General features: G+C 69.3%; 19 protein-coding genes. 6 read left to right on the top strand and 13 right to left on the bottom strand.

Annotated elements, in window-relative coordinates:
* Positions 1 to 2 precede the first annotated feature (2 nt).
* The 9 genes from mppR to QQ657_RS02285 form a co-directional block, all read right to left on the bottom strand.
* On the bottom strand, positions 3 to 827 hold the full coding sequence (mppR, locus tag QQ657_RS02325; protein WP_284740328.1) for an enduracididine biosynthesis enzyme MppR: 825 nt from the start codon (positions 825 to 827) through the stop codon (positions 3 to 5).
* Complete coding sequence (locus tag QQ657_RS02320) at positions 824 to 2050, bottom strand: aminotransferase class I/II-fold pyridoxal phosphate-dependent enzyme (protein ID WP_284740327.1); 1227 nt, start codon at positions 2048 to 2050, stop codon at positions 824 to 826. Before QQ657_RS02320 ends, mppR begins: the two co-directional genes overlap by 4 nt.
* Entirely contained in the window at positions 2047 to 3201 is a 1155-nt protein-coding gene (gene mppP / locus QQ657_RS02315) for an enduracididine biosynthesis enzyme MppP (protein ID WP_284740326.1), read from the bottom strand. Before mppP ends, QQ657_RS02320 begins: the two co-directional genes overlap by 4 nt.
* 152 nt (positions 3202 to 3353) lie before the next feature.
* Complete coding sequence (gene gntD / locus QQ657_RS02310; RefSeq protein ID WP_284740325.1) at positions 3354 to 4382, bottom strand: guanitoxin biosynthesis L-enduracididine beta-hydroxylase GntD; 1029 nt, start codon at positions 4380 to 4382, stop codon at positions 3354 to 3356.
* A 113-nt stretch (positions 4383 to 4495) separates the two neighbouring features.
* On the bottom strand, positions 4496 to 5017 hold the full coding sequence (locus QQ657_RS02305; protein WP_434056713.1) for a GtrA family protein: 522 nt from the start codon (positions 5015 to 5017) through the stop codon (positions 4496 to 4498).
* Positions 5018 to 5374: 357 nt separating this feature from the next.
* Positions 5375 to 6025, bottom strand: a complete 651-nt coding sequence (locus QQ657_RS02300) for a response regulator transcription factor (protein ID WP_284740437.1) — start codon at positions 6023 to 6025, stop codon at positions 5375 to 5377.
* Positions 6016 to 7341 (bottom strand): sensor histidine kinase, encoded by a 1326-nt coding sequence (locus QQ657_RS02295; RefSeq protein WP_284740324.1) that lies wholly within the window; start codon positions 7339 to 7341, stop codon positions 6016 to 6018. Before QQ657_RS02295 ends, QQ657_RS02300 begins: the two co-directional genes overlap by 10 nt.
* A gap of 82 nt (positions 7342 to 7423) precedes the next feature.
* Positions 7424 to 7645, bottom strand: coding sequence for an MbtH family protein (locus QQ657_RS02290; RefSeq protein ID WP_284740323.1), 222 nt, complete (start codon positions 7643 to 7645; stop codon positions 7424 to 7426).
* A gap of 16 nt (positions 7646 to 7661) precedes the next feature.
* Positions 7662 to 8834: an ArsR/SmtB family transcription factor gene (locus QQ657_RS02285; protein WP_284740322.1), complete on the bottom strand. Its 1173-nt coding sequence runs from the start codon at positions 8832 to 8834 to the stop codon at positions 7662 to 7664.
* 414 nt (positions 8835 to 9248) lie between these two features.
* Here QQ657_RS02285 and QQ657_RS02280 point away from each other — a divergent pair, with 414 nt between their 5' ends.
* Positions 9249 to 12431 (top strand): nSTAND1 domain-containing NTPase, encoded by a 3183-nt coding sequence (locus QQ657_RS02280; protein ID WP_284740321.1) that lies wholly within the window; start codon positions 9249 to 9251, stop codon positions 12429 to 12431.
* Positions 12432 to 12654: 223 nt separating this feature from the next.
* Positions 12655 to 14382 (top strand): NAD(P)-binding domain-containing protein, encoded by a 1728-nt coding sequence (locus QQ657_RS02275; RefSeq protein WP_284740320.1) that lies wholly within the window; start codon positions 12655 to 12657, stop codon positions 14380 to 14382.
* A 994-nt stretch (positions 14383 to 15376) separates the two neighbouring features.
* On the opposite strand, the gene QQ657_RS02270 is transcribed toward QQ657_RS02275, so the two are convergent.
* Positions 15377 to 15832: a hypothetical protein gene (locus QQ657_RS02270; RefSeq protein WP_284740319.1), complete on the bottom strand. Its 456-nt coding sequence runs from the start codon at positions 15830 to 15832 to the stop codon at positions 15377 to 15379.
* A 4-nt stretch (positions 15833 to 15836) separates the two neighbouring features.
* Entirely contained in the window at positions 15837 to 16889 is a 1053-nt protein-coding gene (locus tag QQ657_RS02265) for a hypothetical protein (protein WP_284740439.1), read from the bottom strand.
* Between QQ657_RS02265 and QQ657_RS02260 the strand changes: the two genes are divergently transcribed.
* Positions 16812 to 17138 (top strand): ArsR/SmtB family transcription factor, encoded by a 327-nt coding sequence (locus QQ657_RS02260; protein ID WP_284740436.1) that lies wholly within the window; start codon positions 16812 to 16814, stop codon positions 17136 to 17138. The genes QQ657_RS02265 and QQ657_RS02260 overlap by 78 nt on opposite strands.
* A 172-nt stretch (positions 17139 to 17310) precedes the next feature.
* Here QQ657_RS02260 and QQ657_RS02255 read toward each other — a convergent pair whose 3' ends face one another.
* Positions 17311 to 17766, bottom strand: a complete 456-nt coding sequence (locus tag QQ657_RS02255; RefSeq protein ID WP_284740318.1) for a hypothetical protein — start codon at positions 17764 to 17766, stop codon at positions 17311 to 17313.
* Between the two features lie 84 nt (positions 17767 to 17850).
* Between QQ657_RS02255 and QQ657_RS02250 the strand changes: the two genes are divergently transcribed.
* From QQ657_RS02250 to QQ657_RS02240, 3 genes are all read left to right on the top strand, one after another.
* Complete coding sequence (locus QQ657_RS02250) at positions 17851 to 18225, top strand: MerR family transcriptional regulator (RefSeq protein WP_284740317.1); 375 nt, start codon at positions 17851 to 17853, stop codon at positions 18223 to 18225.
* Positions 18226 to 19012: 787 nt separating this feature from the next.
* Entirely contained in the window at positions 19013 to 20344 is a 1332-nt protein-coding gene (locus QQ657_RS02245; RefSeq protein WP_284740316.1) for a hypothetical protein, read from the top strand.
* A gap of 83 nt (positions 20345 to 20427) precedes the next feature.
* Positions 20428 to 20898: a hypothetical protein gene (locus QQ657_RS02240; RefSeq protein WP_284740315.1), complete on the top strand. Its 471-nt coding sequence runs from the start codon at positions 20428 to 20430 to the stop codon at positions 20896 to 20898.
* 51 nt (positions 20899 to 20949) lie between these two features.
* Here QQ657_RS02240 and QQ657_RS02235 read toward each other — a convergent pair whose 3' ends face one another.
* Positions 20950 to 22815, bottom strand: a complete 1866-nt coding sequence (locus QQ657_RS02235; RefSeq protein WP_284740314.1) for a sialidase family protein — start codon at positions 22813 to 22815, stop codon at positions 20950 to 20952.
* Between the last annotated feature and the right edge of the window lie 378 nt (positions 22816 to 23193).

Raw genomic sequence — 23193 nt, 5'->3', positions numbered from 1 at the left:
GGTCACTGGTTCCCGCCGGGTTCCAGCGGCTCGCCGTGGCACAGCGTCTCCGCGTATCCGAACACGTAGCCCCTCCCGACTTCGACGGGTCGCAGGCGGCCCAGGTCCGCGTCGATCCCGTCGAAGATCTCCAGGGACGCCTGTCCTGCCCAGATTTCGGTGAACTCGACGCCGGTGACCTTCGAGGTGACCAGTTGGGACAGTGGCTGTTCCCCGGGCAGCCAAGCCGGGAACATCCGCGTGTGCACCAGCGGCACGGTGTGCAGCGGCGGCGGCTCGGCGATCGGCCCGGAAACGTTCACCGTCGCGGTGACGATCCGTTGCCCGTGCACCGACGCCGTGCCGGTGAATCCGCCAGGGGCGCCGAGCCGCGGGCCCGCCTCGCCCACCCGGACCGGCATCGTCTGGTGGATGACGCCGAGCTGCTTGGGCATGCCCTGGACCCAGCCGCGCAGCATCGGCACCGGCTGGTCCACCCAGGCGTAGGGGCAGCGCGCCAGCGGCCGCCCCCGATGGGAGCAGCCGAGGAGGATCAGGAACTCCCCGAACCGGCAGCGGTCGGGCACGGCGAGCTCCGCCCCGGACGCCGAGCACCACTGCCACTGGGCGAACACCGCGGCGGCCGCACCGGGATCGGTGCCGGCGTCGAGCTCGGGGGGCAGGAACGCGGCCGCCACGGCGGGGTCCACGCGGTAGTCCACCATGATCACCTCGCCGGCGAAGTGCCATGGAGGCGGGGTGAGCGCCGCCGATCCGCCTGAAGGCGACAGCGGCAGGCTGTAGCCGGACGGGCCGGCGCCGATGGCGGTGGTGAAGCTGGATGTCATGACGGGTTCCCTGTCGTGGTCCAGGCGCCGGCCAGCAGCGACGCCGCCGTGGCCAGGCGCTCCGGTGGGTTGAAGCTGTACGCGAGGCGGATGCTCGGCCGGGTCACCTCGCCGAACCGGGACCCCGCGGCCACCGTCACCCCGGCGTCCGCGGCCGTCGACACCAGTTCGGCTTCCGATCGTCCGGCGGGAAACCGGAGCCAGAGGAAGAAGCCGCCCGCCGGCCGGTCGAACTCGGCCCGACAGGCCGGATTCGCCCGCAGTGCTGCCACGAGCGCGTCGCGGCGGGTTTTGAGCTCCCGCCGCAACCACCGCAAGTGCCGGTCGTAGTGGCCGTCCCGCAGGAGGACCGCGACGGCCAGTGACGTGAGGTGGTTCAGGCACCCGCCGCTGACGAACAACCCGCGTCGCACGAGCCGGTCGGCCACCGAGTGGTGGGCCTGCAGCCAGCCGAGCCGCAATCCCGGCGCCAGCGTCTTCGCGAATGTGCCGAGGCGGACGACCCCGGCGTGGCGGGCCAGGGCGGCCAGCGAGCTCGGTGGGGCGGTGTCGGCCAGCGTCAGCTCGGCGTAGGCGTCGTCCTCGACGACCAGCAGGTCGTGCCGGGCCGCGACGGCCAGCAGTTCCTCCCGGCGGGCCAGGTCCAGCGTCGTCCCGGTCGGGTTGTGGTGCGTCGGGTTGACGTAGGCGAACGCCGGCGTGCCGCCCGCGGCCCGGACGGCGCTCAGTGCGTCGTGCAGGGCCCGCGGGGACATGCCGCCTTCGTCCCCGTCGACCGCACGCAGCCGCAACCCCTGGTCGGTGATGATCCGCCGGCCGAAGTCGTACGACGTCCGGTCGGTCAGCACCACCTGTCCCGGCACCGCCATGGCGGTGCTGACCAGCTGGAGTGCCTGCGAGGTGCCCGCCGTGATCAGCACCTGGTCCGGGTCGCACCACCGGCCGTCCGCCGCGGTGGCCCGGGCCGCGACGCACTCGCGCAGCAGCCGCGCGCCGGGGTCGGCGCCGTACCCGAGCGCGGCCGAGCCGAACTCTTCCAGCGCCTGGCCGTAGGCGTTCTTGAGCAGGTCGACCGGGAGCAGCGCCGGGTCGAGGTAACCGGGGCCGAGGTCCACCGCGCCGGGCGGCGGGACGGCCTGCACCACCTCGGGGCGCCACTGCCGGGAGTGCGACAGCGGTCCCGCCGCACTGGCCGGCGGTGAGCCGGCCGAGAGCAGGGTCATCCGTCCTCCAGCAGTACCGACCGCAAAGCCTGGCCGGCCCGGGCGATGGACAGCGGGCTGCGGGACAAGGCGATGCGGAGCGTGTGGTCGCCTTCGGACGGACGGGCCCAGTGGAACTTCTGGCACGGCAGCGCGTACAGGTTGTGCGAGCGCAAGGCGGACCAGACGTCCAGCCCGAGGCGGGAACCCACGTGCAGCCGGTCCACGCTCACCCTGCTGTGCTCGTCGACGAACCAGGTGTCGGGGACATCGGCCAGCCTGGTGCGCAGAACCGCGCGGTTCTCGGCGATGAACCGGTGCAGGTCGGTGAGCCCACCCTCGGCGGCGTCCGCGGCGAATCGCCTGACCAGCAACAGGATCAGGGGGGAAACGCCGAGCAGGATGTCGGAGTGGATCTTGGCCAGTGGCAGGCCCGCGTTGGCCGAGAAGGCCAGCCAGCCGATCTTGAGCTCCAGGGTCGGCCACAGCTTGCCGGTGTCCTCGATGACCACCCAGCGGCAGCCACTGGCTTCCAGCACCTCGTAGTGGTCGTACTGGGCGTCGGGGTCGAACCCGCGGAACGACGTGTCCAGCGTCAGCACCACGTCGTGCTCGGCGCACTGCTCGGCCAGCCGGCGCAGCCGCTCTTCACCCAGCACCCGGCCGGTCGGGTTGTTGGGCGTCGTGACGAACACCGCGCCGACCGAGGCGAGCAGTTCGGGTGTCAGATCGGCGTCGTGGATCTGCTCCTCCTCCACGGGCACCAGCCGCAGGCCGACTCCCCGGAGGATGTCCGGGATGTTGTCGAACGTCGGGTGGATGAGGGCGATCGCGTCGGTCCCGGTGACCAGGGACCGGGCGTAGATCTCCATGGCCAGCGAAGACGAGTAGCAGCTGAGCACCCGGTCACCGGCGGACGGGTGGCTGCGCTGGCCGAGTGCGGTGAAGAACATGTCGCACGCTTCGCGCTCGATTTCGGCGACCGGCCGCTCGGCGGCCTCGGCGAACATGTCGGGCAGCTCGCCGATGACCTTGCTCTGGGCCGGCGTCAGCTCCTGCCGGGCGTGGCCGTCGGCCAGGTTGAGGGGGCTGTTCAACGCCAGGTACTCGAACTGGGTCAAGTTCTCGACGGGCACGTCGCCCGACCGCGAAACGGCCGGGGTCTGCAGCATTCTGTTCACAAGCACCTCACGAGTGGAAGGTTGGGCGGTTCGTGCTTGGAGCTCCCGCGGCGCGGGAACTCACCGGAGACCGGAAGGCCGCCGGGATAGGAAGGCCATGTGTTCGATCACGATCGCGGCCGGCGGGTTCCGACCGGGGCAGATCAGTAGATGACGCGGGATTCGGCCGAGACGCGGTTCGCTCGCGACCGGCGGAGGTCCCGGGTGATGTTCAGCCGGCGCAGCCAGCGGTCGGAGCCGTCGAACCGCGCACGGAACGGCTTGCGGCCGTGCACCATCCGGTAGTTGTCGACGAAGACGATGTCCCCCGGTGCCAGGACCACGCCGGTGATCGCCGCGTCGATGGCCGCGCAGATCTCGTCGAACGCCGTCTTCTCCTCCCCCGCCGGGAGTTCGGGCATGAAGGCGGGGTCGAGGCGCAGGTAAGGCGAGTCGGGCGCGCCGAACAGGACCGCCACGGGCTCCGGCTCGGACAGTGCCCGCTCCACCTGCGCGTAGCTGCGAGCCCGGAGCTCGGCCACCCGCGGGTCCTCGTCGCCGTCCTCGCCCTGGTTGCCGGACCGGTGCGAGTGGTCCGGAATCACGGGAAAGCGCTTGCCCGACAGGACCTCGCGGGCCGCGTCCCCGACCTTGACGTCGGCGATGTCGGCCATCGTGGTCTCGACCGCGTCCGGATTGCGCAGGCACATCAGCCCGAGGTAGTCGGTGCGGAGCGGGTGGTACGCGTCTTCGGTGTGCCAGGTCAGCAACTCCTCACTGCCGGAGCCGATCTGCTCCTTCTCGTGTCCCTTGATCGGCAGGACGTCGTGCATGGTGTAGCCGTCCTGCTGGGTCGCCCACGCGATCGGCTCGCCGAGAAGGCAGGAGATCAGGAAGAAGGCGATGTCGTGGCGCAGGGTGGGGGACGGCACCGGCTTCTCTGCCCAGTGCGCCGGCGTCGGGCCGATTCCCGCGTCGTCGACCGGCAGGCCGGATATCAGCAGCGCGCCGTGTGCCTCGGTGAGGCGGTAGTCGTTGACCGCCGCGCGGATCCGGCGCGGCAGTTCGTCGGCGTAGAGCCGGCTCTCCTTCTGGAATTCGAGCGACTCGACCGTTTCGCAGCGTCCGGACACCTCGCGAGCGATCGCGTCGATCGCGTCGATGTCCGCTTCGTTCAGCCGTAGTTCCAGCACCCTTGGTGTCCTCCATGACGTCGGTGGTGGTGGCTGTTCGAATCCTGCTCGACGGCACTCCCGGAGACCACGTCCTTGACTCGCCGGCGAAACTGGGTGGTCGGGTCGGCCGGTCAAGCCGCCGGCCCTCCGTTCCGGTCGCGCGCGTCCGCTTCCGGGAAGACGAACCGCCGGAAGGCCCAGAACCGGAAACCCGTGGCGAGCAGCACGCCCAAGACCTGGCCAGTGAAGAAATTGGCCAGTGCCTGGGTGGCCGGGCCGACCCGGGGCACCCGGATTCCCAGCAGATAAAGCGAAACGGCCTGCGGCAATACGGTGAGCGCCACCCCGATCGCGCTGCACACCAGGAACAGCGTCAGCTCACTGCGCCACGGCCGCCCACCTCGCGTCCGGAACGACCACTCGCGGTTCAGGCCGTAGGAGGCCAAAGTGGCCACGACCACCCCGATGACCCTAGCGGTCAGCGGCTTCTCCCCGAGCACCGTGAGCTTGAGGGTGTACACGACGCCAGTGTCGGCGACCCAGCAGAGGGCGCCGGTCACGGCGAACTTCAGCAGTTCATCGAGTTTCCCCGGCCACCACCGGGAAGGGCCGACCGGCCACCTGAAGGCGGCGGGCCGCCGGGCTTGCCGCATCGCGATCATCAGCACCTGCGCCGGGTCGGGACGACACCGGTCCGGCGGCCGTCACGGAGCGGCCGGGGCACCGGCCGCTGTCATCCTCGCCGGGACCGGCGGACCGGCACCACGTCCTTGCCTTCCCCGTGAAACACGCGGGCCGGCCCAGGTCACCCGTTCGGCGGCAAACCTCGTACTACCCTCGAACTCCACCCTGCACTACCGACGTCGCGCGGCCGTGGTGGTTCCCTCAAAGGGAAGCCCTTCCCGCACCGGGGCTTCTCCGCAGGGTTCCCCCACGACACGGGGAACACGCCGGCCCGCGACGCCTGACCCCCAGCAGGTTCCCCGCGGGCCGGCCCCACCCGGGGCCGGTCAGCCCCGCAGGTAGCTCAGCACGGCGAGCACCCGGCGATGCCCACAGGCCTCACTGAGATCGAGTTTTGTGAAGATCGCCCCGATGTTCTTGGCGACGGCCGCCTGGCTGACGCACAGCGCGGCGGCGATACCCGAGTTCGTCTTGCCCTCCGCCATCAGCCCCAGCACCTCGCGCTCCCGCGTGGTGAGCCGGTCGAGCGGCCGGTCGGGACGACGCCGGTCCAGCAGTTGCCGCACGACGTCCGGGTCGACGACAGTGCTGCCCGCCGCGATCCGCTCCACCGCTTCGACGAGCTCGATCACGGCCCCGACCCGATCCTTGAGCAGGTATCCGAGGCCGCCGCCGGCGGCCACGTCCAGTTCGAGCAGCTCGAACGCGTACGCAGTCGCCACGTACTGGGTGAGGACCAGGATGCCGACGTTCGGGTGGGCCGCGCGCAGGGCGACCGCGGCCCGCATCCCCTCGTCGGTGAAGCCGGGCGGCATCCGCATGTCGGTCACGACGACGTCCGGCCGGTGCTCGCCCACCGCCACCAGCAGGCGCTCGGCGTCGCCGACCGCGGCGACGACATGGTGGCCGAACCGCTCGAGGAGTTCGACGAGCCCTTCACGCAGGAGGACGGAGTCCTCCGCGAGGACTATGCGCAGTCCGGTGGGTACCACGGGAGCTCCACGATCAGTTCGGTCGGTCCGCCGTGCGGACTGCGCAGCATGAGCCTGCCGCCCACCACGGCGACGCGGTCGGCCAGCCCCTGCAGGCCCGAGCCGCCGCCGGGGTGCGCTCCGCCGAGTCCGTCGTCGACGATCGTCAACACGAGTCTGTCCCGCAGCCGGCGGCCGGTGACCTCCGCGCGCGCCGCCCCGCTGTGCTTGACGACGTTGGCGATCCCTTCGCTGACCGCGAAATAAGCCACGGCTTCGACCGCGGCGGCGAGGCGCCCGGGCACCGTGACACGCACGCTCACCGGGATCGCGCAGCGGTCGGCGATCTCCACCACCGCGGCCTCGATCCCGCGGTCGGTGAGGATCTGCGGGTGGATGCCCCGGATCAGGTCGCGCAGCTCGGCGAGCACTCCTTCGGCCTCCCGCCGGGCCTTGGCCACCAGGCTGCCCCCGGCGCCCACCGTGCCGCGCAGTTCCAGCTCCGCCACGCCGAGGGTCATCGTCAGGGCGACCAGCCGTTGCTGCGCGCCGTCGTGCAGGTCGCGCTCGATCCGCGCGCGTTCCGCCTCGAAGGCGTCGACCAGCCGCGTCCTCGACCGCGTCAGCTCCCGGACGCGCGCGGCGAGTTCGGCATCCCTCGGAGTGAGCAAGAGCCGGGCGAACGAGGCCTGGCCGGCCGCGATCACCGTGACCGCGTACGCCGCGACCGGCAACAGCACCAAGCCGGCCAGCACGACCACGGCCCGGCCGTCCATCGTGGTGACCGGCCGGCCGAGGATCACCAGGGGTTCGACGCCGGGAAGCAGTTCCAGCACGGGCGCAGCGATCAGGAGCACCGCGACGAGCGCCAGCACCACGCAGGCGAGGTCCAGGAACGGGAGAACGACGGTGAACGCGATGGCGTAGCCGAACTCCCGCCAGGTCGCCGCCTCGCCCAAGCGGACCAGCGCCCACGTCACCATCCGGGGGAGGACGAGCAACGCGTGCGGGTCCTCGACCGGCTCCCGGTCCACCAGCCGCAACCGCCGCCGCTCGGCGCCGGCCAGCGGAACGGCCAGTACCGCATCGGTCAGCAGGATCGCCACGACCACGGTCAGGAATCCGGGCGCGGTGTCCACCAGGCTCAGCCAGTTGTCCATCACGACCAGGATCCCGGCGGCCACGAGCGCACCGCAGGACAAGTAGCCGAACGACCGCCACGGCCACGCCGACGTCAGGAACCAGCGCGGGCCACGAGCCATCGCCTGCCACCCGTTGCCGGGCGCCCGATCGGACTCGGCGCACCCACGGTCTCTGCCCACGACACTCTTCCCTCGTCTCGGAAACCCATCGCCGGTGGAACCGCCGGTGGGTGTGGAAGCCAGTGCGTCCACACCCATCCGGTCAGCCTTCCGCCGCGGCGTCCATCGCTTCGGCCAGGCTCCGCGGCCTCAAGTCGGTCCAGTGCGCACTGACGTGGTCGAGAGCCGACTGCCGGTCGGTCTCCGCCAGCGCGACCGTCCAGCCCGCCGGCACCGGCGCGAACGACGGCCACAGCGAATGCTGACCCTCGTCGTTGACCAGCACCAGGTAGCGGCCATCGGGATCGTCGAACGGGTTGGTCATGTGCTCATCCCTTTCTTCACAGCCCGAACCGGCTGGCCGGCACCGCACTTCGGCGCCGGGCCGATCCGTGGATGACCTTCGCCGAGGCGGGGGCCACGGCGTGGGGTATTCGTGCCTGCTCATCGAGCCCGAGCAGCGCCATGCCGAGCGCGGTGAGGCTGTGCAGTGCCGTGTTGCGGGTGCGTTCGGTGGTCACGAGTCCCGCACGCCGCAGCACGGTCGCGTGCTTGCTGGCGCCGGCCAGCGAAACACCGAGCCGCTCGGAAAGCTCACTGGTGGTGCAGCTGACCGTGAGCACGCGCAGCGCCGCCGCCCGGGTGTGCCCGACAAGCGCGCCCAGCGCCTTCTCGTGCACCCGTTCCCCGTCGTTCATGGCAGCGATCACCGTGCCGCCGATCGGCACCGAGAACACCAGGGCCGGCCTGCTCGTCCGCCCGTCCTCGGCCGGCACCACGCGCGCCGCGCCGCGGAGGAACAGCGACGGGCTGAGGACGAGACCGTGTCCGTCCAGCCGCACCTCGGCGTCCTCCTCGGCGGGCACCTCCAGGTAGGGTGGATTCCACCGGATCTTGGGATGCAGCGTGCAGAGCAGCCCGTCGACGCCGCGAGCGATCGCGATCCGGCCCCGGGCTTCCCGCACGGAGTCGAGGTGGTCGCGCACGCCGTCCCAGTACGGGATGACGGCGGCCTGGCAGAACTCGAAGACCGTCGCCGTCAGTCGCTGCCGGACGGCATCGTCTTCGCCGCCCTCGCCCGACCGGTCGAGCAAAGCCAGGAGTTCGGGCACCGGCCGCCGTTCGGCGATCAGGTGCCGTACCGGTCCCAGGCCCGGGCCCAGCTGCCGGCTCACCTGCTTGCGCCAGCCGATGAAGGCCGCACCTCCCTTGTACCCGAAAAGATCAAGCGCAAAGACGCTTTCGACCACCGGCCCCAGATTCGACACCATGCGCAAACCGGCCAGATCGTGCGCCGTGAAATGAATTCGCAACATGCAGACCCCCAAGAAGATCCTCGAATTCGCCACCGCGTCCGGTTCCAGGCCCAGGACGACACGCCTGTTCGGTGCGATGACACGAATTCGTCTGCGTCGGATCGATTCGATTCTTTCGACCTCTTGCTGTTCGGTTTTTTCTGACACCTCCCGATCGAGGGCCGACGAATGCGACACCAGCCGGGGTTCCCACACCACCGCACCACCGGGTCCGCCCCATCGACGATCGTCAGTCTCCAGCGGAAGCGGTGTTGTGCACAGGCATCGACCTGCGCGAACAAACAATTCCAGCACAAACCTCCGCCGAACAGCGGAGTCGGCTGGGCCGGATGCCGCAAACTCACTAGTGATCTCACGGAACCAAGATGGTGTTACATGGCAACATCCAGGGCATCGGGGGCCGGGCGAGGGGCGCCGATCGGACGGACGGATGAGGAGCGACTGGTGGGGCGTCCGGAACGAGCGATCGACACCACGGCAGGACCGGTGCAACAGTTCGCACTCGAGTTGAGAACACTTCGCCACTCGGTCGGAAAGCCGAGCTACCGAGAATTGTCTCGTCGCTCGCACTATTCGCTGACCGCGCTGGCCGCGGCCGCCAGGGGCGAAAAGATGCCGACCATCGAGGTCACGCTGGCTTACGTCAAGGCGTGCGGAGCCGACCCGGCCGTATGGTCCGCCCGGTGGCGGGCCGCGGCCGACGCACTGGCGTCCGAACCGTCGTCCAGGCAGGAGCGGAAGCCGCCGTACCTGGGCCTGACCACCTTCGAACCCGCCGACGCGAACCTCTTCTTCGGCCGCCGGCCACTGGTCGAGCAACTGTGCGAAAACCTGGCCGAGTCGTCGTTCGTCGCGGTCTTCGGCCCGTCCGGGAGCGGAAAGTCCTCCCTGCTTCGCGCCGGCCTGATCCCCGCGTTGCGGGAGCGGGATCCCGACGTGACGACCGTGCTGCTCTCCCCCGGCGCGCATCCTCCGGCCGATCTCGTCGCGCCAGGAGACCGGACGAAGCGCCTGGTCGTCGTGGTCGACCAGTTCGAGGAGATCTTCACCCTCTGCCAGGACGCCACGGAACGGACCGCGTTCATCGAGGCGCTGCTCATGGCAGTCGAGACCGACGACCGCGTCCAGGTGGTACTCGGCGTCCGGGCCGACTTCTACGGGCGCTGCGCGGACCATCCGCCGCTGGTGGAAGCCCTGCGGGACCACCAGGTGCTGATCGGCGCGATGACCGAGGAGCAGCTTCGCTCGGTGATCGTCAACCCCGCCGAGCACCAGGGACTCAAGGTGGAAGCGGGCCTGGTCGAGACGATCGTCGCGGAGGTCGCGGGCCAGCCGGACGCCCTGCCGCTGGTGTCCCACGCGCTCCTGGAGACGTGGCACCGGCGCCGGGGCCAAACCCTCACCCTCGCCGCGTACCGGGCCGCGGGCGGAGTCCGGGGCGCGATCGCGAAGACCGCGGACCACGCATACCAGGACTTCGGCCCCGAGGAGAGGCAGCTCGCGAAGGAGGTGTTCCTCCGGCTGACGGCGCTCGGCGAGGGGACCGAAGACACGCGTCGGCGGGTCGACCACGAGGAACTGCTCGGCACCGGCAGACGCAAAACCATGGCCGCCGTACTGGAACGGCTCGCGCAAGCCCGCTTGGTCGCCCTCGACGAGAACACCGTCACCGTGACGCACGAGGCGCTGATCCGGGGCTGGCCGGCCCTGCGGTCCTGGCTCATCGAAGAACGCCAGCTGCTACGCAGCCATCGGAGCCTGACCGAAGCCGCCGCGGAATGGGACCGGCACGACCGTGAAGGCAGTTTCCTGTACCGCGGACTGCGACTGGACACCTACCACGACTTCCCCGAGAACCGCCTGAACGACCTCGAGCGGGCGTTCCTGTCCGCCGGCCGGACGACGAAGTCGCTCGAGCGGGCCGAGCGCCGCCGACGCCTGCGCCTCACCACGATCAAGGGCGCAGCGATGGTCGTCGTGCTGCCCGTCCTGGTTCTCCTGGTGATCGTGCAGATCAACTGGACGGCAGGCGAACGCGACATCGCCCAGTCCCGGGAGCTCGCGGCCGCTGTGCGCAGCCAGCTCGATCGTGATCCCCAGCTCGCGCTGCTGCTGGCCGACGAGGCCGTGAACCTCTCGCCCACAGCCGAGGCCGTCGCGGCGCTGCGCCAAGCCATCGCGGACGACAAGGTCCGGGCCGTCACGCCGACCGGCCACGGCCCCGCGTTCGGTGTGGCGTTCAGCCGGTCCGGCCGGCTGGTGGCCACCAGCGGGGCGGACGGCACAGTGCGGCTGTGGCCAACGGGCCAGTCGGTGGCCCCGGCGCCACCGCGCCTGCTCCGCGGACTGCGCGGACCGGCGTCGGCCCCGGTGTTCAGCCCCGACGACCGGTACCTGGCGGCGGCCTCCCCGGATGGCACCATCGCCGTGTGGGACCCGGCCCACGCCGACGTTCCGGCACGCCTGCTGCGTGGTCACGACGGCGAGGTACGCGGCGTGGCGTTCAGCCCGGACGGCCGTCGGCTCGCGAGCGCGGGTCAGGACGGCACGGTCCGGATCTGGGACCTGGCCGATACCGAGCAACCGCAGGTGCTGCGACAGCCTGCGGCGGCGCGGTCCGTCGCGTTCAGCCCCGACGGGCGGCAAGTGGCCGGCGGAGGCAGTGACGGCGTGATCCGGCTCTGGCCCGTCACCGGGGACGCGGCGCCCCGGACCCTCACCGGGCACGGCGGAGCGGTGGAGACCGTCGCGTTCAGCCCCGACGGACAGGTACTCGCCAGCGGCGGCACCGACAGCATGGTCCGGATCTGGCACCTCGCCGGTGATCCCCAGCCGCTGGCTCTCGCCGGGCACAACGGAACGGTGGAGACCGTCGCGTTCAGCCCCGACGGACAGGTGCTGGCCAGTGGCGGCAGCGACGGCATGGTCCGCGTCTGGAGTGCCACCGGAAACATCGATCCACTCGTGCTCAGCGGCCACACGGGAACGATCTGGGGTGTCGCGTTCAGTCCGGATGGCAACCAGGTGGCGAGCGTCGGCCAGGACGGTGTCCTACGGACCTGGGACCCAGCCGGGCTCGGCGGGCAACAGACGCTGAGGACGGGGCACGGTGCGGTGTCCGACGTGGTACTGAACGGTGAACAGGTGGCTGCAGGCGCCGACGACGGCACGGTCCACGTCTGGGACCTCACCACCGGCCGGGACGCGGTCCTCACCGGCCACGTCGGCGCGGTACGCAGCATCGCCTACAGCCCCGACGGCCACCAACTCGCCAGCGCCGGCGACGACGGCACCATCCACCTCTGGAACCCCACCACCGGACAGCACACCACCCTCACCGGCCACGTCGGCCCCATCCACTCCCTCGCCTACCAACCCGACGGCCACCGGCTCGCCAGCGCCGGCGACGACGGCACGGTCCACGTCTGGGACCTCACCACCGGCCGGGACGCGGTCCTCACCGGCCACGTCGGCGCGGTGTGGAGCGTTTCCTTCAGCACTGACGGCGGTTGGCTGGCCAGCAGCGGGCAGGACGGCACCCTCCGGCTGTGGCAGCCGGACGGCAAGGGCGAACCCGTGGTCCTGCGCAGCATCGGCGCGGCGGTCAGCCAGATGGCGTTCGTGCCCGACCAGCGCCTGATGACGGCCGACACCACTGGCGTCGTCCGCATCTGGCGCTGCGCCGTGTGCTCGGGTCCCCCCGAGCTCCGCCGGCTGGCCCGGGAACGGAAGATCCGCGAACTCACCCCGGCGGAACGGCAAACTTTCCTGCCGGACGGTAAGACGTCGAACTGACCGTCAACCGCCACCCGGCGCACCCCCGACGTTTCACCTCAGGACGAAACAACGCCCCCCACAGCGGTCCCGACGTTTGACGTGGACGTTTTTCCCAGCGTTCAAGCAGCTTGTCGGCAGCCCGGGCGGAGACGAACACTGCTCTACGAACCGGCGCTCCCTTTTCGGTGACGGCGGGCCGTAAGGAAATCAGTGTTCCGCATACCCTGGAGGCACTCGAACGATGGACCTGGACAACATCATCGTCGGAGCAGGACCGGCGGGCCTGCAGCTGGCCTATTTCTTCGAGCGAGCGGGCCGGCCGTACCTGATCCTGGAAAAGGACGACGGTGCAGGAAGCGCTTTCGAAACGAACCCGCGCCACCGCACCATGATTTCCTTCAACAAGATCAACAACTACTTCCCGGAGCCGGAGTTCAACCTCCGCCACGACTGGAATTCACTGCTCTCAGACGATGAGAGCATGCTTTTCCGGAACTTCTCCCAGGACCTCTACCCCGCCGCGGACGACTACGTCCGTTACCTGCGCGCCTATCGCGACCGGTTCGGCCTACGTGCGAAGTTCGGCGAACGGGTCGCCCGGATCAGCCGTACCGCGGACGGGTTCGCGCTGCGGACGGAGAGCGGCAACACGTACTCGTGCCGCCGCGTGTTCATGGCCACGGGGGCCTGCGCGCCACTGATCCCCGACGACATCGACGGGGTCGACCTGGTCGACACCTACGAAGAGCACGACCTCGACCAGGAGCTCTACAAGAACGCCAGGGTCGCCGTCATCGGCGCCGGCAACTCGGCCTTCGAGGTCGCCAACCACCTCGCCGGACACGCCGCCATCGTCCACATCATGACCCGCCGGCCCGCCCGGCACGCGTGGAACACACACTTCCCGGGCGACCTCCGGTCCGTGAACAACACGATCCTGGACATGTACCAGCTCAAGTCGCTCCACGCGACCCTCGGCTTCCGTCCCAAGACGATCAAGCCGAAGGCCAGCGGCGGGTTCACCGTCGTGGCCGAGGAAGACTATCCACATTGGACGACCCCGGGAACCGGGCGGGTCACGATGCACTACGACCGCATCATCGTGTGCACCGGCTGGCGGTACGTGGACACCTCGCTGTTCGACTCGGACTGTACCCCGGAGGTCGACCAGCGCGGGAAGTTCCCGATCCTGGGGCCTGACTGGCAGACCAGCGTGCCCGGGCTGTACTTCGCCGGTACCGCCACGCAGGCGCGGGACCGCAAGGCGGCGTCGGGGTTCATCCACGGGTTCCGCTACAACGCCAAGACCCTTTTCCACCTCGTGGAGCGGGAGCACTACCAGGAGCCGCTCCCGGGTGAGCAGCGTGACCTGCGCACGGCGGCCGACCTCGATGAGCTGGCGGAAGCGGTGATCCGCCGTGTGAGCACCACGTCCGCGCTGTACCAGCAGAACGGACAGCTCTGCGACGCCATGGTTGTCGGGGATGGCACGGTGGATGTCCGGCGCGAGCTGCCGATCGAATGGGTCCTGCGTCAGGAGGAGTTCGCCAGCCGGCCCGACCTCGTCTTGTTGTCCCTGGAATACGGGTTCCACCAGTACGCCGGCCACCTCGAACCGGTGTCGTTCATCCACCCCGCGGATCCCACGAAGCCCGAGTGCAGCGCGTTCCTGCACCCGGTGCTGCGCTGGTACCGCAACGGCGAACTGCAGGAGAAGGTCGACCTCACCGAATCCCTCGTCGTCAGGTACGACATGTACGACTACGACGAGAACCACGACTCGGCACATCTCAACCGCGTGAAGAACCTGTTCAACCGGGTGCATCGGGTGACGCCGGAGACGTTCACGGAACGGTCCTACCTCCCCGACCAGGAGACGGCGGTGTTCCGCCCGTGGACGGCGGAGGAGATCGAGCAGCGTTCGGCGCAGCAGCCGCACGTCGAGTCGCCCTGCCACTACGCGAACTGATCCGACCACGGAGCTACCCTCTCGCGCCGCAGGCCGAGAGGGTAGCCCGCGTTCTGCTGCCTCGGCGTCCCGTTGCCGGACCAGGCGAAGTGACCAGCGAGCCGTCCTCAGGACCGTGCCCGGCACCCAGACACCGCACACTCAGGCAGTCAGCGTCGGTCACCGTGGCCCCGGCCCGGCCGGCCGGGTGATCGACCCGACCAACATCGCGGCCGCCGAGACGACGATCAGTCGGCTGCAGCCCGTGCCCCGACGGTTTAGTGTCCGGGCACGCTACACCTTGCGTCTCATGCCGAGTCCGAGGTTTGCGCAGTACACGGCGTGGGGTGAGCCGGGGGTGGTAGCCCGGCCCACCCCGACGTCCGACCCGCTACCGGCGAGCGATGACGCAACGTGGCAGTGCCACTACAACCTCTCGAAGCAGAGCGCAGCGGGTTAACGGTACGTAGCAACTAAGTCGGCTGATCCGCTTCACGCGGACTCCACCATGAGCCGCGGATCGTGCTGTGATGATCGCCACTTCCCATCATTTTGTGTTCGTACACACTGGGAAACAACCACCATATGTGTCCTCGGTGGACTAAACCAGTGCGCGCACAGGCCACCCCCGGTCACCAAACACAGTCCCGGCTTTCAGCGGCGAAGTCACCGTGCGCGTCGAAAAAACAGCCCGCGACGCCCTCTCTTCCCGGACACTCGGCGGCACGAACCGTCTGCGCCCGGCGTTGGCAGGGGTCCGCAAAGGACCGTGCAGCATTGCCTCGACTCCGTCGCCGCCACAGTGGGCTTCGAACCTCTTGAAGGATGGCATCGGCCGCCCTTACCTTCGGCCAGGCCTGCCTCGTGTGGCGCCTGCGCAGCCCCCGTGCTCAGCCTGACGCACCCAACACCGCCCGTAGCTGACCGGATCCGGCTGATCTCCGCTGAACTCACGACCCCAGTCGGTCCTCGTAGGCATCCTTCGACGACCGGGGACCCCGTCATCACGAGCCAGTCAGTCGTGTCCGAGCGCCTCGATTCCAGCGCGCTGCTCGCCGGCCAGGGTGGTGATCCAGGTATCGAAGTCCTGCAGCACCGCCAACTGAGGTCCGCGCGCGGGCTCGACGTGCGCACGCTGCCCGGTGTCCAGCTCGAGCACCAGCCGACGCCCGTCCTGCCAGGCCGCGGTGACGTGCAGGGCACGACGGCGAACGATCGCAAGGTCGAACGCCGGCAGGTTCGATTCCGAGCCGGCCGAGGTGACGATCGGACGGATCCAGATGACGTCAGGATCGTCGTCGTCCAGTCGCGTGTGTCGGCCGAGAGCGGCGCGGAACACTTCCCGGCCCTCGTCGAACACGACAAGTTCTCCGCCAGGAAGGTCGTCTCCGGCGTCGTCGCCGCGACCGGCGAGCAGGTCCTGCAAGCGGGCCATGAGCTCTACCGAAGAGAGCGGCTGGCTGTCGATCATACCGTCACGACCTCCTCGATCGGCCGTGGGGGCCGAGCAGGTCGATGTCGTCGGCGAACATGACTTCGTTGCTCGAGCTGGTGAACGTCGCGATCTTGAACGGGTCGCGTGTGGCCTTCGATACCGAGTGGCTGCCGGCCGGGTTGATCGCGCCGAAGGTGTCCGCGTTGGCGCCGTAGTAGTCCGCGCGGGCGAGCAGCTTCTCGGGCTGATCCCACACCAGGCTCGGCTTCGACTCGAGCAACGAGGTCTTGCGGACGCGCAGGAACACCGAGCTCGCGCCGCCGCTAAGCTTGTCCTCCCCTTCGCTCATGCCGACGCCCTGGTGCGTGCCCATCGTCGTGCGGCGCTCGGTCGAGGCCAGCACCCCGGTGGCCAGCATCGCCTTCAGCCCGGCAGCCGTCGTCTTGTGCACCAGCGACCGGCCAGCGACGGCGGTGCTGAGCTTCGGGAGCGAGTTGCCGACATCGAACCTGCTCCAGGTCAGCCAGCCGGCCGAGCGTTGCGGCGCCGGGTCGTAGCCAGGACTGCCGGCCAGCGCGGAACCGTCGGGAAAGCCGGCGGCCTTGGCGACCGCGTCGCGCAGCACCTGCACCTTCGCGGGCAGGGCGCGGGTATGGGCTTCGAGCTGAATACCCTTGGCGAAGCCAGCCAGCTGCGAGTCGGTCATCCCGACGGCCTCGTGGGCGCGTTCGTAGAAAATCTCCTGCCGGACCATCTCCTCGAGGTGCTCCCCCGTCACCCGCGCCGCAGCGACCTCGGCGTGCTTGCCCAAGCTCTGCGCGGTGACGTTGGCGGTCAGGTAGCTGTACTCGCCCTCCTCGCGGGTCATGGGGCGGTTGGCCAGATTCAGTTGTCCGAGGCGGCGGACGAGCTCGGGGCCGTGGCCCTCACCTGCGGGTGCGATGACCTCGAGCCGGCCGCGCAGCGAGTACTCGGTCTTCGCCGGGTCGTTGACGCTGTAGGGGCGGTAGACGGCCTGGAATCCATCGCCGAGGTCGATGGCGTACTCCTTGCCGAGGACGTCCGGATCCGGCTCGTCTCCCTCATCCGGCACTCCCCCGGCGGAGAAGCGTGCTTCTGCGATCTCGCCGAGGACTTCGACATGCCGCAACCGTCGCTGAGCCACCACCTGCGGGTGCTCGTCACCGCCGGCGTGCTCTCGCGTGAACGTCGCGGCACCTGGAGTTGGTACAGCCTGGTGCCCGAGCCCCTCGAGACCCTGGGCCACCTGCTTCGTGAAGGCGGCCCGCTCGCTGACCGGCCAGCGCCGATGATGGACGTGGAGCGCGACAGCCGCTGCTGAGGCGAGGATGCGGCTGGCGGCTGCGCGGTTCGCTGGCGAACGGGAGGTAGGTGTTGATCCCTACGGCAATCGCAGATTTTTGGCCGAGGCGATGAACTCCAGCCGGGCCACCGTCTCCTCGCCGTACGCCTGCCCACGGCGTCGACGCTGAACCTTCGACCCGACTCGTAGGTCAAGCCTCGATCCGCCCGGGCACCACCGGCTGAACCTGGTGCACGGTGCCGGCGGCGTTCGAGGTGAACTCCACACCCCGCTCAACCAACCGCTCACGCAGCTCGTCGACGCTCTGGACCAGCAGGTCAGGCAGGGCGTAGTACTCCTCCAGGATGGCGCGGGCCAGGTCGTTGTCGGTCACCGCGGCGTCGTAGCGCACCTCGTCGCCGTCGATGGTGATGTCGAAGGCGAAGAACGCGCAGCACGCCTTTTCCCGCGCGGCCAGATCCCGCACCCACTTCTCGATACCGGGCTCGGCACGGAACCGGAACCGGATCCCCTCCGGCATCCGTTCCCGTCCGAGGAAAGCCGCATGGGTGAACAGCCGCCGGTACTCGGCCAGCCGCTCGACGTCGGTGTCCGGGGCATCGGTCATGTCGCACACGATCGGGGTGGCAACGTCCGGGATCTGCATGGTCGAGCTCCCTGTCATCGTCTTGTCTCCTGCTCGACCCGAGTCTAGAGTCTGGACCATAGTCCAGAGTCAAGAGGTGAACCCGTGAAAATCGGACAAGTCGCCAAACAGGCCGGCGTCAGCGTCGACACCGTCCGCTTCTACGAACGCCGCGGTGTGCTGCCCACGGCGGGACGCAGGCCATCCGGCTATCGCGTGTTCGACGAGTCCACAGTAGAACGAATCCGCATGGCCAAAGCCCTGCAAGACATGGGCTTCACCCTGGACGAAGTCATCGACGCCTTGCACTCCCACGACACAGGCGACGCCACCTGCGACAGCGAACGCTGGCGCCTGGAAGCTGTGATCGACAGACTCGACACCAAGATCGCCGACCTGCAGCGCGCACGTCACCACACACAGGGCATCCTCGAAGGCTGCCGAGCCGGCCACTGTCAACTCGCCCTCGGCAGCACCTGAACTGCAAGAGTGCACTGACCGTTACCCGGCGGATCAGCGAACCGCACCTTCGCGAGGAGCCGTGAACGTTCGCCCAGCCGGTCCACCGTTCGGGCCATTTACCGCAGCAGAGCTCCATGCTAGGCACGCGCAACCGGGTCTGCCGCTCAGCGGCGACGGCTGAGCTTTCCGGCCCAATCGGTTCCGGGCGGAAATTCGCGCAACGGGGAACGTGCAAACGAGAATAAATCACCAAGGTCCGACCTTAGGGCAACCTTGATTGACAGCGCGCGGTAGCGCGAGAACGCTGAATCGGCGGAACAATTCGGTTCAGCTATTCGAGGGGAATCAATTTCTGGATCCAGGCGATCAATGTAACGCCTAGCCGGCCATGCTGGCGAGACCTGCACGCTCACCAGTAGCGCTGACGACAAGCATCTGCACAGCTTATTTTCTGACACCTGAAATAATCACAGTTTTCCGGGCACGGCGAATCGAGCATGCGTTCCCACGGGTCGCATGCAGAAATCTCGCGCCCGCGTCATGAGGAGGGCATGTGAATCTCAGACATTGGCCGGTCGCCGTCGTGGCCGGCTTGATCGCGAGTGTCGTGGTCGTTCCGACAAGCGGTGCCGCCCTGGCCGCGCAACCGAGTGGGACGGCGATAGCCGCCGGAGGGACCGGCGCCGCGGCGCCCCGCGCCGTTCAGGCTCGCGGAGTCGCGGGACTGGTGGCGCCTCCGGCGGGACGTGACTACGTCGCACTGGGGCAGGATGGCCGGCCGGTCAATGCGGGGTTGCCCGCGGCCGTGCCGAAGGTCGCCAAGCCCGCGCCCAGTGCGCTCGGCAGGAGCGCGGGTGGACCGAACTCGGTCACCGCGCCGCGGCCGCTGACGCCGCCGGGCACGACCAACGCGAACTTCAACGGCATCACCCAGTCTGCCGGTGGCGGCGCGCAGCCGTCCGACGTCAACGCGGCCTCCGGCGCGACCCAGATCGTCGAGACCGTCAACCGCCGGTTCACCGTCTACAACAAGACCGGCACCCAGCAGTGCACCAACACCCTCGCCGGGTTCCTCGGTGCCACCGAGGACGTGTTCGACCCGCGGGTGCAGTACGACAACGTCAACAACCGGTTCAGCATGGTCGTCACCCTGACCCCACCGTCGGCCACCGGGGCCGCCGCGCTGTACGTCGCGGCCAGCCAGACCGGGGACGCGTGCGGCGGCTGGTGGGTCTACCGGCTGACCTTCAATGGCAGCCTGTACCCGGCCGGCACCCTGCTCGACTACCCGCAGCTCGGCCAGGACCGGGTCGCGCTGCTGCTGTCGACGAACAACTTCCACCCCAGCTTCATCAACTCGACGGCGTTCTCCATCTCGAAGGCGCAGGTCTATGCCGGCGCCTCGGTGAGCTTCCCGGCCTTCTCCGTCAGCTTCACCACGCAACCGGCGACCGTCGGCGGCAACCCGATACCGGCGACGACCAACAGCTACTTCCTCGCCTCGGTCGCGGGCACCGGCTATCAGCTCTACCGCATGACCAACTCCGCCGGGCCGGGGACGACGCTGACCCTGCAGGCCACCGTCAGCTCGACGTTCAGCGTGCCGCCGCGGCAGGTCAACCAGCCGGGCGTCACCACGAAGCTCGATCCGAGTGACGGCCGGATCGTCTGGTCGCCGTACCAGGTCGGCAACTTCATCTGGTTCACCCACGGCATCGCCATCGGCAGCTTCCCCGGCATCCGCTACGGCGCGATCCGGCTCAGCGACAATGTCCCGTTCGTGGCGCTCGCCTACCGCAGCGGCACCAGCGACGACTTCAACCCCTCCATCGGGGTGTCGGACGCCGGCGGGGGCGGCGCGAGCAACTACATCTGGCTCAACTGGGCCTACACCGACACCGCCGCGAACATCGCCACCTCGGTCACCGTCGACGGGGTCCTACCCGGCGGCGGGGTGCCGAACCTGATCGGCACCGGCACGGTCCTGGTCAACGGAGCGGCCACCACGACCAACACCCGCTTCGGCGACTACTCGTCAGTGTCGGTGGAGAACACCTGCACCGCCGTCGTCGCGCAGCAGTACTTCGCCACCGGCGGCAACTGGAACACCCGCATCGGCCGGCTCAGCTTCTGCTGACCCACCCTGTCACCCGATGGGACGCCTCCGCGCGGAGGCGTCCCATCCGTCTACCCTGCGAACCCCGGCCGAGGAGGCTCGAGATGCGTCCCAGGTTGCTGTTGTCGGTGACCGTGCTGCTGCTCCTCGGTGGCTGTGGCGCCAGCCCGCCGGCCGGGGAGCAACCGGCACCGCCCGGCGGCGAGGGCACCGGCACGGCGGCCAGCGGCAGCCCGTCTGCGAGCCCCTCCTCGTCACCCGGCACCGGCGGCTGTGGATCGCGCAGCCTGGTCGCGACGGTCCGGCAGCAACCCGCGCCCCAATGCCTGAACGTCGGCGACGTCCTGTATGTCACCACCGAGACCTCGCCGCAGCAACCGTGGAGCTTGCCGGTCAGCTCCGACGAATCGGTCCTTCAGTGCCTCCCCCGGCAACTCTCGGACGGCGCCACCACCGCGACCTGCACCGCCCGGCAGCGCGGCAACGCAACGGTGACCACGACGACCGCCGCCTTCGCCGGCGACCCGCACGGACCGCCCCAGACCCAGTGGGAACTCCACGTCCAGGTCGGGTGAATGCCCAGTGGGGGGCCCCCCCCCACCCCGGGGGCCCCCCACTCGGGGCTGTCAGCGGATGCCGACGCTGGTTGCGTAGGTGTCCTGGTCGTTGGCGATCGACGCGTTCGGCGCACCGGCCTGGCAGGTGCCCGGCGGGGTGCCGGGGGTGCCGGTGCCGGGGCAGAGGAACAGGTCCGGCGGGCGGGTGTCCGACCAGACCGGGTACGCGGCGCGGGCGGTGACGGCGATTCCGGCGTAGTCACCGTAGAACGTGCCGGCGAACTGAGTGGGCGGCGGCATGCTGCCCGACGTCGCCCGGGTGTGCGTGAAGCCGGGCCCGGCCGCGGTGGACACCGTGATGTCGGAGAACCCGGTGGTCTCGTCGGCGCCGTACTGCCGGTCGTAGTAGCTGACCGCGAAGGTGCCGTCGGGACTGAAGGCGGCGCCTTGCCAGAACTGGTCGGTGCGGGCCTGGCCGCCCGCGGTGGTCACCACGGGCAGCTGCCGGACGTCGGCGGTACCGCCGGTGAACGAGGCTCCGGCGTTCGCGGACGACGACAGGACGATGTCGTTGTTGCAGGTGCCGTTCTTCACCCCGGTGTAGGTGTTGATGCCGGTGGCGGGGTTGAACCCGGTCGGGGTGCAGCCGGTGTTCTCGTTGGAGTTCCGGTTGATGTACGAGCCGTAGGTGACGAGGATCCGGTTGGGCCGCTTCGGGTCGACACCGCCGATCGGGTAGTTGCTCGCGCGGAACACCGAGTTGGCCGAAGGGCCCTTCTCGGGAACGCACGCGCGGCCGGGGTCCTGGCCGTTCTGGTAGGTCGCGCAGTCGGGCAGCTCGTGGTAGTTGCCGACCAGCACCGGTGCCGAGAAGCTCTGGCCGCCGTCGGAGGAGCGGGCCAGCAGGACCTGGTTGTGGTTGTCGGTCGCGTTCGCGGTGGCGTTGTTGAAGTTGTTGAACACCACGTACAGCGCGCCGTCCGGGCCGACGAACGGCTGCGAGTCCTGGTTCTGGTTGCATCGGCCCCGCGGTGTCGGGAAGCCGAGAGCGTTGGCACACAACGGCGTGTCGGCACTGACCAGCACCGGCGCGGAGAATGTCTCGCCGTAGTCGGCGGAGTAGGCCTCGTAGATGTAGCCGGTGCCGTCGTCGGCGAAGGTTGTCCAGGACACGTACACGCGGTCGCGGAACGGGCTGCGCGGGTTGTTGTCGACGGTCAGCAGTTGCTTGTCCAACAGGAAGTTCCCGGCGCCCGCGGTGTCGTCGTGGGTGGCGACCGGACGGCCGGTGAAGTTCCAGGACGCCCCGTTCGTTCCCGTCGAGCGGAACACCAGGAACGCGCTGGACTGGTCCGGGTTCGGCGACACGGCGCTGCCGCGGTTGAACACCTGACACGACAGGTAAGCGTTTCCCCGGGAGTCCCAGGCCACCGACGTGTCCCCGCCGGACTGCCAGTACTCCCGGGGAGCGCCGCCGAAGTCGTTGCCTCGGCTGAACCCGTTCGGTGTGGTCGCGTCGGCCCACGTCCGGGTACCGTCGAGGGAGTAGCTGACGCCGCAGGTGCCGTCGCCGCGGCGGTAGTCGTTATAGGTGGCGATGACGTGATCGGGGTTGTTCGGGTCGGCGGCGGCCCAGGTTTCGTTCTGCGCCTGCGCTCGGCCCTGCAGGTCCGGGTCGGTGAGGTTCAGGCAGTTCTGGTTGACCTTGACGTTCGCCCCGTACCGGTTCGCGCATGGCGACGCGGCCGATGGCGTGGCGCGGTTCGGCGCCAGCGCGCGAGCGGCGTTGGCCGGGTCTTCGCCGTTGAGGACGGTGGACAGCAGGCCGGAGACGTGGCGCTGCTGCACGGGGTTGAGCTGCTGGTAGCCGAACGGCTGGGCGGTGGCCGGAGCCACGGCGAACACGCCGAGCGCGGCCGTACTCAGAATCGTCACACTGATCGCGGAAATAGTGCGGGGACGCGACACAGGCGTACTCCCTTGCTTGACCGGATTTTCCGGTGCGCGGCCAGCCACACGAATCAGCCATGCCTTGACCGCCGCTGGGATCGTCGCCACGAAACACCCAACCGTTACCAACCCTGTCGACTGTCCATTCAAGACAAGGTAAGCGCACAGCCAACTCATCCCCCGTTCAGCCGCCACCGAAGGTTCTGGATCGGTCGAGCCATCGCTACCGCTGAAACAGTTGTCGCGCGTCAGCAATTACGTGAATTCGCCCATAAATATCCAATCGGGACAGTTGATCTGCCAAGTCCTCCACATGGCGGATTTACCGCGAGGAATCCGAGTGGCTGGATCGACAGTCGTCAT

The organism is Amycolatopsis ponsaeliensis, assembly GCF_030182635.1.
Classification (GTDB): Bacteria; Actinomycetota; Actinomycetes; order Mycobacteriales; family Pseudonocardiaceae; genus Amycolatopsis; species Amycolatopsis ponsaeliensis.
This window is presented reverse-complemented; position numbering and strand designations above follow the sequence as displayed.